7 protein-coding genes are annotated in these 11577 nt (G+C 73.5%); 4 read left to right on the forward strand and 3 right to left on the reverse strand.

What is annotated here, in order from left to right:
* Nucleotides 1-300 precede the first annotated feature (300 nt).
* Nucleotides 301-3624 carry a S8 family serine peptidase gene (locus tag ACIBNE_RS19125; RefSeq protein ID WP_399272986.1) on the forward strand — a complete coding sequence of 1108 codons (3324 nt, stop codon included), beginning with the start codon at nt 301-303 and terminating at the stop codon, nt 3622-3624.
* Between the two features lie 69 nt (nt 3625-3693).
* Here ACIBNE_RS19125 and ACIBNE_RS19130 read toward each other — a convergent pair whose 3' ends face one another.
* Entirely contained in the window at nt 3694-5178 is a 1485-nt protein-coding gene (locus tag ACIBNE_RS19130) for a M28 family metallopeptidase (RefSeq protein WP_399272988.1), read from the reverse strand.
* 237 nt (nt 5179-5415) lie between these two features.
* On the opposite strand from ACIBNE_RS19130, the gene ACIBNE_RS19135 reads away from it, so the two are divergent.
* Both ACIBNE_RS19135 and ACIBNE_RS19140 read left to right on the forward strand, forming a co-directional pair.
* Nucleotides 5416-7467 carry a TerD family protein gene (locus ACIBNE_RS19135; RefSeq protein ID WP_399272990.1) on the forward strand — a complete coding sequence of 684 codons (2052 nt, stop codon included), beginning with the start codon at nt 5416-5418 and terminating at the stop codon, nt 7465-7467.
* A 134-nt stretch (nt 7468-7601) separates the two neighbouring features.
* Nucleotides 7602-8621 (forward strand): aspartate-semialdehyde dehydrogenase, encoded by a 1020-nt coding sequence (locus tag ACIBNE_RS19140; RefSeq protein WP_399272992.1) that lies wholly within the window; start codon nt 7602-7604, stop codon nt 8619-8621.
* A gap of 155 nt (nt 8622-8776) precedes the next feature.
* On the opposite strand, the gene ACIBNE_RS19145 is transcribed toward ACIBNE_RS19140, so the two are convergent.
* Together ACIBNE_RS19145 and ACIBNE_RS19150 are read right to left on the reverse strand one after the other, a co-directional pair.
* Entirely contained in the window at nt 8777-9313 is a 537-nt protein-coding gene (locus ACIBNE_RS19145; RefSeq protein ID WP_399272994.1) for a DUF1203 domain-containing protein, read from the reverse strand.
* Nucleotides 9237-10547 carry an MFS transporter gene (locus ACIBNE_RS19150; RefSeq protein WP_399272996.1) on the reverse strand — a complete coding sequence of 437 codons (1311 nt, stop codon included), beginning with the start codon at nt 10545-10547 and terminating at the stop codon, nt 9237-9239. The genes ACIBNE_RS19145 and ACIBNE_RS19150 overlap by 77 nt, the downstream gene beginning before the upstream one ends.
* Before the next feature lie 111 nt (nt 10548-10658).
* Between ACIBNE_RS19150 and ACIBNE_RS19155 the strand changes: the two genes are divergently transcribed.
* Nucleotides 10659-11540 carry a LysR family transcriptional regulator gene (locus ACIBNE_RS19155; protein ID WP_399272998.1) on the forward strand — a complete coding sequence of 294 codons (882 nt, stop codon included), beginning with the start codon at nt 10659-10661 and terminating at the stop codon, nt 11538-11540.
* Nucleotides 11541-11577 lie beyond the last annotated feature (37 nt).

Below are 11577 nucleotides of genomic sequence, written 5' to 3' on the forward strand. Positions count from 1 at the left end.
GGGGGGGGGGGGGGCGGGGGCGGGGGCGGGGGGGGGGGGCCCCCCGGGGGGGGGGCCCCCCCCGGGGGGGGGGGGGGGGGGGGGGGGGGGGGGGGCCCCCCCCCCCCCCCCCCCACCGGCCACTGGACACGTCACGTTCACCCCATATCTCCCCCGTGGCGCACTCCCCGCAGTGGCGGATGTGCGCCACCGGCACATTCCGCCCCCCGGTAACCCTCCCCAAACACCCGTCCCTTGCGAAAAAGTGAGCGGTCATCCGGTAACGGATTCCGGACGCTTTCTTTCACGCAAGGGATGCCGATGACCCTCGAACCCCCCAACTCCATACCCGGGGCCATATCCGGGGCCAGACCCACGACCGCCCGTGTCGTGCGCACCGCCGCTGCCGCCGGTCTCGTCGCCGCGCTCGTCGCGGCGGGCGCCGCGCCCGCGTTCGCCGTCGACGGGCCGACCGACGTGCCGGGCAACGCCCCCGGCAAGGCCGTCGCCGCCGAGCAGAAGATCGGCGCCGCGGACGAGGCGCTGCTCGCCGAGGCCGAGGCGACCGGCGCCCCGACCGTCACCGTGATGGTCGCGACCGCGCCGGGCGCGACCGAGCAGGTCGCGGGCCAGCTCGACGCCGTCGCGGGCGCCGTCGTCGGCAAGGCCGACGACAAGCTCGGCTACGTCAGGGCCACGCTCCCGACGAAGCGCGCCGACGCCGCGCTGAAGGCCGCCGCCGCGCTGCCCTCCGTGCAGGGCATCGACCTCAAGCAGGAGATCGCGCTGGAGGACCCGACGCCCGGCTCGTCCGGCGCGTCGGACGGCGCGCGGGGCACCGCCGCGTACCCCGCGCCGAACGCCAAGACCCCCGCGAAGAACCCGTACAACCCGTCCTTCGAGACGGGCGCCGTCGACTTCGTGAAGAAGAACCCCAGGGCGGACGGCCGGGGCGTCACCATCGGCATCCTCGACTCGGGCATCGACCTGGGCCACCCCGCCCTCCAGAAGACCACCACAGGCGAGCGCAAGATCGTCGACTGGGTGACCGCCACGGACCCGGTCGGCGACGACGACGGCACCTGGCTGCGCCAGACGGCCGCCGCCCAGGGCCCGACGTTCACCTACCGGGGCCGTACGTACAGCGCGCCCGCGGGCTCCTACAAGGTCAGCCTGTTCGCCGAGGCCGCCACGCTCGGCGGCGACATGGCGGGCGACCTGAACCGCGACGGCGACACCACCGACGTCTGGGCCGTCCTCTACGACCAGGCCGCCGGTACCGTCCGGGTGGACCTGAACAACGACGCCGACTTCACGAACGACGCCGCCCTGAAGCCGTACAAGGACGGCTTCCAGATCGGCTACTTCGGGCAGGACGACCCGGCGACCGACGTCGTCGAGCGCATCCCGTTCGTCGTCGAGATCCGCAAGGACGTGCCGTACAACGCGTCGGGCGCCAAGGCCGACTACGTGTCGATCGGCGTCATCGAGGGCAGCCACGGCACCCACGTCGCGGGCATCACCGCCGCCAACGGCCTGTTCGGCGGGCGCATGAACGGCGCGGCGCCCGGCGCCAAGCTGGTCGCGTCCCGCGCCTGCACCTGGGACGGCGGCTGCACCAACGTCGCGCTCACCGAGGGCATGATCGACCTCGTCACCAAGCGCGGCGTCGACATCGTCAACATGTCGATCGGCGGCCTCCCGCCGCTCAACGACGGCGAGAACGTGCGCACCGCGCTCTACAACCGCCTCATCGACGAGTACGGCGTGCAGATCGTGATCTCCGCGGGCAACTCCGGCCCCGGCACGAACACCATCGGCGACCCGGCCGTCGCCTCCAAGGTCGTCTCGGTCGGCGCCTCGGTCTCCAAGGAGACCTGGGCCGCCAACTACGGCTCGGTCGTGACGAAGAAGTACGCGATGTTCCCGTTCTCCTCGCGCGGTCCGCGCGAGGACGGCGGCGCGACCCCGACGCTCTCCGCCCCGGGCGCGGCCATCAACACCACCCAGACCTGGTCGCCCGGCGGCCCGGTCAAGGAGGCGGGCTACTCCCTGCCGGCCGGCTACTCGATGCTCCAGGGCACCTCGATGGCCTCGCCGCAGGCGACCGGCGCCGCCGCGCTGCTCCTCTCGGCCGCCAAGCGCGAGGGCGTCGAGCTGACCCCGGCGAAGCTGCGCACCGCGCTGACCTCGACCGCGAAGAAGATCCGCGGCGTCCAGGCGCACGAGCAGGGCGCGGGCCTCATCGACATCGTCGACGCCTGGGAGTCCATCGAGGACGGCGCCACCGCCCACGAGTACGCGGTGAAGGCGCCGGTCGACACGGCGCTGGAGCAGGCCCTCAAGACGCCCGGCTTCGGCACCGGTCTGTACGACCGCGAGGGCGGCCTGAAGGCCGGCCAGCGCAAGACGTACGACGTGGTCGTCACCCGCACCACGGGCCCCAAGCGGACCGTCGAGCACGAGCTGGACTTCCGCAACGACGACGGCACGTTCCGCATCGTCGGCGACGACGAGGTCGACCTGCCGCTGAACCAGCCGGTCACCATCAAGGTGCAGGCCAGGCCGGGCACCGTCGGCGTGCACAGCGCGATCCTGGAGCTCGACGACGAGCGCACCGAGGGCGTCGACAAGCAGATCATGACGACCGTCGTGGTCGCCGAGGACGTGAAGGGCCCGGGGTACACGTACTCCGCGAAGGGCTCGGTGCAGCGCAACAGCACCAAGTCGTACTTCCTGAACGTCCCCAAGGGCGCGACGTCGCTTGAGGTGGCGCTGGGCGGGCTGGCCAAGGACAGCCAGACCCGGTTCATCTCGCTGCACCCGTACGGCGTGCCGCTGGACCCGACGGCGACGACCAACTGCTACCCGAACTACGAGAACCCGGCGAACACCTGCCGCCCCGACCTGCGTTCGTACGCGAACCCGCAGGCCGGCGTCTGGGAGATCGAGGTCGAGTCGCGCCGCACGTCGCCGCTGCTGAACAACCCGTACGCGCTGGACGTCACGCTGCTCGGCGCGGCCTTCGACCCGGCGGTGCTGACGCTCCCCGAGGCGAAGGTCGGCACCCCGGCCCCGGTGAAGTGGAACGTCACCAACAACTTCGCCGCGATCGAGGGCAAGCTCAAGGGCTCCTCGCTCGGCTCGGCCAAGACGGCGACGCCCACCATCAAGCAGGGCGAGTCGCAGACGACCACGGTCGTGCTCGGTGAGGGCGTGGAGCGCTTCGACGTCGCGATCGGTTCGCCGTCCGACAAGGGCGCCGACCTGGACCTGACGGTCTACCGGGACGGCAAGCAGGTCGGCCAGGCCGCCGACGGCGACTCCGAGGAGGCCGTCGCGCTGGTGAAGCCCGCCGCGGGCACGTACACGATCGTCGTGGACGGCTTCAAGGTGGACGCCGCCGGAGGCACGACCTACAACTACCGGGACGCCTTCTTCGCCCCGTCGCTCGGCCAGCTGAAGGTCGACGAGTCGAAGACCGTGAAGCTGGGCAACGGCGCGGGCGCGCAGCTCTCCGCCGACGTGCTGGTCGCGGGCCCGGCGCCCGAGGGACGGCAGTTCTTCGGCCAGGTGCGGCTGCTGAACGAGCGCGGCACGGTGGCCGGTTCGGGCAACGCGGTGATCTCGAAGGTCACCCCGTAGCGCTGTAGCGGTACGACGGAGGGGCGGCACCCGGCCGGGTGCCGCCCCTCTTGTCGTGCCTCTCGCCGATCAGTTCTTCAGCGAGCTGATGTCGTACGCGTAGGTGCCGACCGCGTGCGCGATGACGTCGACGTTGAGGTCGAAGATCTTCTTGTCGATGTTCTTCAGGTCGTCGCCCGCGCCGTGGTAGTTCGGGTCGTAGGCGACGCCCGCCTGGCCGCCGAACTTGGCGGCCTGAGCGGGGGTCTTGATGCCCTCGGCGCCGGTGAAGGTGCCGCCCGCCGGGATGCCGTTCTCGATGAACGGCCCGTAGTCGGAGCGGCCGTCGAAGTCGGTGCCCTCGTGCGGCTGGCCCTTCTTGTCGAGGAAGCCGTTGATCAGCTTCTCGATCTGCGCCGAACCGGCCGGACCCTCGCCCTCGCCCGTGTTGTCGGAGTTGTCGCCGTCGTAGACGAACTGCACCGGGTTGGGCGAGCCGATCATGTCGAAGTTGAGGTAGAGCTTGATCTGCTTCTTCTGCTTGTCGCTCAGCGACTTGACGTAGTGGTCGGAGCCGAGCAGGCCCAGCTCCTCGCCCGACCACCAGGCGAAGCGCACCTTGTTGGCGAGCTTCTTGCCCTTCTTGGTCTCCTTGGCGAGCTTCTCCGCGACCTCGATCAGACCGGCCGAGCCCGTGCCGTTGTCGTTGATGCCGGGGCCCTCGGCGACGGAGTCGAGGTGGGCGCCGAGCGCGACGACGCGGTCGGCGCTGCCGCCCCTGGTCTCCGCGATGACGTTGCGGGTCTGGTGCGGGACCGCCTGGGTGGCCACGTCGACGGTCGCCTTGACGTCGCCCTTGGCGACCTTGGCGGCCAGCGCCTCGCCGTCCGCCTTGGTGATGCCGACGGCCGGGATGTGCGCGTTGGCCGGGGCCTCGACGGTGCCCGCGACCGGCTTGTCGCCGGAGTGGTTGTAGAGGATCAGGCCGACGGCGCCGGCCTGGGCCGCCACCGCCTCCTTCTGCTGGAAGGTGCAGGTGCCGCGCTTCACCAGGGCGATCTTGCCGGTGAAGGTCTCGGACTTGTAGTCGTCCAGCTCGCAGCCCGGGGTGTCGTCGACCCGCGCGGCGGCGATGGAGGCGGTGATGCCGCCGGCGGGCGTCGACTTGGAGAACTCGAACGCCGTGGTCTTCAGCTCGGCGCCGTCCACGACCAGCTTCTCGCGCAGCGTCTTGGACTCGTGGATGGTGAATTCCTGGTACTTGACGTCGTACCCGGCCTTCTTGAGCTGGTTGTAGACGTAGGCCGCCGAGGCGTCGTAGCCGAGGGTGCCGGCGGCGCGGTTGCCGCCCGCGGAGTCGGCGATCTGCTGGAACTTCTGGAGGTGGCGGTAGGCGCTCTTGCCCGAGGCGTCCTTGACCAGCTCCTTCGCCAGCTTCTCGGCGCGGTGCCGGTCCTGGCGGACGTCGTGCTGCGGGTGCGCGCCCGCCGCGGGGGCGGCGGCGAGCAGGACCGGAACGGCCACTGCTGCGGTGGCGAGGGCGGATATCGCACGGCTGCGGCGGGTTGCGCGCACTGTGACCTTCTTTCGGCTGCGGACGTTCGAACGCGGCGCTCTTGGAGATCTTTTGGCTCTCGCGGAGCTTGTGGATCTTGGCGAGTTGTGACCGTAAACCGGATGGGGGTCCCGGCGGAACCCCTCTGCAGGGGCGGCAACAGTCACTTCACGCACTTGTCACGCCCCGAAGCGCCCCGCACATACCTGTGGCCTTCACATCGACTTCACACGCCCTTCACTGCCACCATGTGCCGCATGACGCACATCACCAAGGGCGCCAACACCCCTGTGCCCAGCGAGGTCCTGCGGATCGCGGTCTGTCGGCGGCACGTCCAGGGAGCACCGGCGGTCGACGCGTCGGCCCTGCTCCTCGGTGCGGACGGCCGCGTGCGCGGCGACGCCGACATGGTGTTCCACGACCAGCCGCACCATCCGTCGGGCGCGGTACGCCACTTGGGTGGCGGCGCGGGCGACGGGCAGCTCGCCGAGTGGCTGGAACTGGACCTGGCGCGCGTCGAGCCCGGCGTGGACCGCGTGGTGGTGGCGGCCGCCTGCGACGGCGGCACCTTCGGTGCGGTGCCCGGCCTGTACGTCCAGCTGCTCACCGGGGCGGGCGCGCGGGTCGCGCTGTACGCGGTGGACGGCGCGACGACCGAGACGGCGTTCGTGCTGGGCGAGGTGTACCGGCGGGGCGGGGGCTGGCGGTTCCGCGCGGTGGGCCAGGGGTACGCCTCCGGGCTCGCGGGGCTCGCGACGGACTTCGGGGTGGTGGTGGAGGGCGGACCGCAGCCGCCCGTACCCGTACGGCACGCGCCGCCCGTACCCGCACAGCCCGCGCCCGCGCCGCACGCCCCGGTGGTCCCCGCCGTGCCGCACGCCTTCGGGCCCGAGTTCCCGGCCTTCGTGCGCCGGGGGTACGGGAGCGACGTGCTCACCGTGGACGCCCCGGTGCCCGCGGGGCCCGTGATCGTCGAGGCGTGGCACGAGGACGACGGCTACTTCGCCGTCGAGACGCTGAACCACCGCAACAAGACCGAGGACCTGCTCTTCAACACCACGCAGACCGCCTTCAGGGGCCGCGCCCTCGTCCAGTACCCCGCCGACCGGCCGCTGCGGCTGAAGATCGAGGCGGACAACGACTGGACGCTGCTGGTGCAGCCGCTCTCCGTCGCGCGCCGCGCGGACGGCGGCGTCCGGGGGCGCGGCCCCGAAGTCCTGCTGTACGGCGGCCCGGTGGCCGACCTCGACGTCGTCCACGAGGGCGACGAGGACGGCGGCGGCTACTTCGGGCTGTGGAGCGCCGACCGGGCCGACCGCTTCGAGGACCGCCGCGACCTGCTCGTCAACGAGACGGACCGGTTCCGCCTGACGGTGCCGCTCCCGGACGGGCCGCTGGTGCTCGCCGTCGAGGCGGACGGCGGCTGGTCGCTGGCGCCCCGCCCGGTGCCGGGCGCGGCCCAGGGCTCCCCCGCCGCCGCGGCCCCCGTCGGCCCCGCCGCCGCCTCGGTGGTCGGCGGCCACCGGGGCGGCCCCGGCACGGTCACCCTCGTCAACCCGAACCCGGGCGTGCCCGCGCTGCTGGAGTACGCCGTGCGGGGGCACTGCCCCGTGTCCGGGTACGAGATCAAGCTGCTCGACGAGTACGACGACGAGGAACCGTTCCTGCGCGGCACGGACCACGGCTCCCGGGGCCGCACCCTCCTCTTCCGCAAGGGCGAGCCCGAGGCGCGGCTGCGCATCGAGGACGCCACCGACTGGGACCTCCAGCTCCTCACCGCCGACCGGATCCCGCCGCTCGCGCCGGTCCAGGGCAGCGGCAGCGCGGTGTTCCGGTACGCGGGGCCGCCCGCACTGCTGGGCCTCGGCCGCACCACGGCCGACGACGCCCCGCTGTCCACCCACACCGTCCAGCACGGCGGCAAGCGGGTGGTCTCCGCCGACACCCAGGGCAGGCGCCGCCCCGCCGTCGGACCGCTCTGGGTGTCGGGGGCGGGCTTCTGCTACGTCCAGGTCGGCGCGCCCGAGACCACCGGCTGGCAGCTCGCGCCGACCGACCTCGCGGCGGCGCCCGCCTTCGACGGGACCGTCTCGGGGCACGGCTACGGCGTCGTCCGCAACACCGGGCCCGAGGCTGAGATGATGCTCACCCACGAGCGCAGGGGCGCGCTCGACGTCCCGGTCGTCTGGGCCCTGGACGAGCGCCTGGAGCCGGTCAGACGGATCAGCGTCGGCTCCGGCCTGCACACCTTCCCCCACGGGTTCCTCCAGATCAGGACCGGCGGGCCGTGGAACTTCGAGGTCCGCTGAGCGCGTCTCGCGGTTCGGACTCCGGGCGTCTTGGGGTGCGAACAACGGATTGGACAAGGCGGCCGGGGACATACGCATCATGGATGCGGCATCCCGGCCGCACGGCCGCAGGCAGTACGTACAGAGGAGTCCTTGTGAAGGTCGGAATCGTCGGAGCCACCGGGCAGGTCGGCACTGTGATGCGCAAGATCCTGGCCGAGCGGGAGTTCCCGGTCGACGAGCTGCGCCTGTTCGCCTCGGCCCGGTCCGCGGGGACGGTTCTGGACGGCGTGACGGTCGAGGACGCGTCGACCGCCGACTACTCGGGCCTGGACATCGTGCTGTTCTCGGCGGGCGGCGCGACGTCGCGCGCGCTGGCCGAGAAGGTCGCGTCCCAGGGCGCCGTGGTGATCGACAACTCCTCCGCGTGGCGCGGCCACCCCGAGGTGCCGCTGGTGGTCTCCGAGGTGAACCCGCACGCGGTGGCGGACCGGCCGCTGGGCATCATCGCCAACCCGAACTGCACCACCATGGCCGCGATGCCGGTGCTGCGGCCGCTGCACGCGGAGGCCGGGCTGACCGCGCTGGTCGCCACGACCTACCAGGCCGTGTCCGGGTCCGGCCTCGCGGGCGTCGCCGAGCTGCACGGGCAGGCCTGCAAGGTCGCCGAGGCGGCGGACCAGCTGACCTTCGACGGGGAGGCCGTGGACTTCCCCGAGCCCGCGGTCTACAAGCGCCCCATCGCCTTCAACGTGCTGCCGCTCGCCGGGTCGATCGTCGACGACGGGTCGTTCGAGACGGACGAGGAGCAGAAGCTCCGCAACGAGTCGCGGAAGATCCTGGAGATCCCCGGCCTGAAGGTCTCCGGCACGTGCGTCCGCGTCCCGGTCTTCTCCGGGCACTCCCTCCAGGTCAACGCGCGCTTCGAGCGGCCGATCGGGGTGGAGCGGGCGTACGAGCTGCTGAAGGACGCGCCGGGCGTCGAGCTGTCGGAGATCCCGACGCCGCTGCAGGCCGCGGGCAAGGACGCGTCGTACGTGGGGCGGATCCGGGTGGACGAGACCGTGGAGAACGGTCTCGCCCTGTTCCTGTCGAACGACAACCTGCGCAAGGGCGCGGCGCTGAACGCGGTCCAGATCGCGGAGCTGGTCGCGGCGGAGCTGCGCGGCGCGTAGGCGCGGGGCGGGTCCGGGTCCGGGTCCGGGGTGGCGGGCCCGCCGGGCGCGGGTGGCCACCTGCCGACCGGTGGAGGCTTGCTCGCGCGGTTCCCCGCGCCCCTGAAGGGGCCCGGGGAACCGCGCGGTCTTCCGGCGCCCCGGGGGACGGCGCCCTACCTCCGTACCGCCCACTGGAAGCAGCCGTACTCCACCGCCCGTACGTGCACCCACTCCACCCCCTCCTGCGCGAACGCCTCGTCCAGCGCCGCGTCGAACCCCGCCGTCACGTCCTGCGGGATCTCCAGCAGGCGTCCCCCGACGATCCGCCCCTGGGCGTCGTAGCGCCGCAGCGTCCGCAGCGCGCCGACCCGGCCGAAGGGGTAACCGGCCCCCTCCGCACCGGCCGCGGGCCCTCCGCAGGGGGCCGCGTGGATGAAGAGCGGGCCCTGCTCGTCGTAGGCCCCCGGCTCCACCCCCGTCTCGCGGGCCCACCGCCGCAGCGGCGCGTACGAGACGAGCGCGATCCGCTCCCCCGCCTCCACGGCCCGCAGGCAGCACCGCAGCGGGCTGCCGCCCTCCGCCGCGACGAACGGCTCGCACGGCCGCCCCGCGTCGTCGGTGCGGCGCAGTTCCTCAAGGGCGGCCGGGTCGATGGGCAGCGCCCGGTACGCGGCGGCCCGGTCCGTCTTCACTTCGTACGTCGTCGTCATGACGCCAAGCCTCCGCCCCCGCCCGCCCCGCACGCTCGCGGTATTCGGACCTCGCGCTCGACGCCCCCCGAAATCCCGCGACGCCCGCCACGGCCCCCGCGAGCAGCGCCAGCGCCCCGCCCGTCCACAGCGCCCCCGCCGCCCCGTGCCCGTCGGACGCCCGGCCCCCCGCCAGCGCGCCCAGCGCGATCGCCGCGTTGAACACGCCCGCGAACAGCGCCGACGCCGCCTCCCGCGCGCCCGCGGGCGCCTCCGACAGCAGCCAGTTCTGGGCGCTGACCGACACCCCGCCGTACAGCAGCCCCCACGCCACGAGCAGCGCGGCCGACGCGAGCAGCGAACCGCCCGCGGGGACGGCCAGCAGCACCACGCTCCCCAGCCCCGCCGCGATCACCAGCAGCACCCTGCGGGGCCCGCGCGGGGCCAGCGCGCCGCCCGTGAAGTTGCCGACGATGCCCGCGACCCCGTACGCCAGCAGCAGCCCGCTGACCGTCGCGGGGCCCACTCCGTCCACCCGCTCCAGCACGGGCCTGACGTAGGTGTACGCGGCGAAGTGGCCCGTCACCAGCAGGGCGACGACCAGCAGCCCCCGGCGGACCGGGGCGAGCCCGGCGACCTCCCGCAGCGCCCCTGACGACCCGGGCTCGGGCCGCAGCCGCGGCAGCGTCGCCGCGAGGAGCGCGGCGACCGCCAGGGCCAGCGCCGCCATCGCGGCGAACGCCCAGCGCCAGCCCGCGAGCCCGCCCATGAAGGTGCCGGCGGGCACGCCGATGACCGACGCCACCGCGATCCCGCTGAAGACCACGGCGGTGGCCCGCCCCACCGTCTCCTCGCGCACCAGCCGCACCGCGAGTCCCGCCGCGATCGCCCAGACGCCGCCGATGCAGATCCCGACGACGACGCGCGCGGCGAGCAGCACGCCGAAGGAAGGGGCCAGCGCGGAGAGCGCGTTCGCCCCGGCCAGCAGGGCGAGCAGGGACACCAGCAGCACCCGCCGGTCCGCGCGGCGCGCGAGCAGCGGCAGCAGCGGGGCGCAGAGGGCCGCGACGATTCCGGGGAGCATGACGGTCAGACCGGCCGTGCCGTGGGTGACGTGCAGCCCGTCGCCGAGCGAGGTGAGCAGCCCGACGGGCAGCATCTCGGTGGTGACCACGGCGAAGGTCGCGGCGGCCAGGGCGAGGACGGAGGGGGGAAGGGCGGCCGAGGGGGGAAGGGTGGCGGAGGCACGTTTCATGGCTCCAGCCTTCGTCGCCGGGCCGCCGGGAACAACGCCGAAGATCTCATCCTTGTATGAGCGGGGCTCATCGATCTTCCGTGGGCCGTCGACCGGTGGAAGGGGCGGCGCGTGGAGCTGCGCGAGCTGGAGTGCTTCCTGGTGCTCGCCGACGAACTGCACTTCGGGCGGACCGGCGAGCGGCTGTACGTCTCGCAGAGCCGCGTCAGCCAATTGCTGCGCTCCCTGGAGGAGCGCGTCGGCGCGCGGCTCGTCGAGCGCACCAGCCGACGGGTGCGCCTGACCCCGCTCGGCGCCCGCTTCCACGCCGAACTCCGGCCCGCCTACGACGCGTTGAGCGCCACCGTCGAGGGCGCGAAGCAGGCGGCGCGCGGGGTGTCGGGGCGGCTGCGGATCGGTTTCCAGGGCACGGCGGACGCCCGGCTGATGTCGGCGATCACCGGCTTCCAGGAGCGGCACCCGGGGTGCGTGACGGAGATCGTGGAGATCCCGTTCGCGGACCCCTTCGGGGCCGTGCGCCACGGCGACGTCGACGCGGCGATCGTGCTGCTGCCGGTGGCGGAGCCGGACCTGGTGCTGGGGCCCGTCTTCTCGCGGCAGCCGCAGACGGTGGCGGTCTCGGTGCGGCACCCCTTCGCGGCGCGGACCTCGGTCGCGGCGGCCGAGTTGGCGGCGGCCCCGCTGATCTCCGCGGCGGCCCCGGCCCCCGCCTACTGGCGGGCCGCGCACGCCCCGTCCGACGCCCCAGGGCCCACGGTGCGCACGCTCCAGGAGGGGCTGACGCTGGTCGCGGCGGAGCGGGGCGCGATGCTGCTGTGCCGTCCGACGGCGGAGTACCACGGGCGGCGCGACGTGGTCTTCGTGCCGGTGGAGGGGGTGCCGGACTCCGTGCTCGGCCTCGTGTGGCACCGGGACGGGGAGACCGCGCGGGTGCGGGCCTTCGCGCGGGCGGTGGGCGGGGCGGTGCCCGGCCCCGGCGCGGAGGCCCCGTAATCCCATATCCCGCTTACCGCCCCCACGTGGAAGGATG

This window comes from Streptomyces sp. NPDC050504, from assembly GCF_044458065.1.
In the GTDB taxonomy this organism is placed as follows: domain Bacteria; phylum Actinomycetota; class Actinomycetes; order Streptomycetales; family Streptomycetaceae; genus Streptomyces.

What these genes read in the sequence shown, in the direction of transcription:
- ACIBNE_RS19125 (WP_399272986.1), top strand. Translation starts at nt 301, where the DNA reads ATGACCCTCGAACCCCCCAACTCCATACCCGGGGCCATATCCGGGGCC.
- ACIBNE_RS19135 (WP_399272990.1), top strand. Translation starts at nt 5,416, where the DNA reads ATGACGCACATCACCAAGGGCGCCAACACCCCTGTGCCCAGCGAGGTC.
- ACIBNE_RS19145 (WP_399272994.1), bottom strand. Translation starts at nt 9,313, where the DNA reads ATGACGACGACGTACGAAGTGAAGACGGACCGGGCCGCCGCGTACCGG.
- ACIBNE_RS19150 (WP_399272996.1), bottom strand. Translation starts at nt 10,547, where the DNA reads ATGAAACGTGCCTCCGCCACCCTTCCCCCCTCGGCCGCCCTTCCCCCC.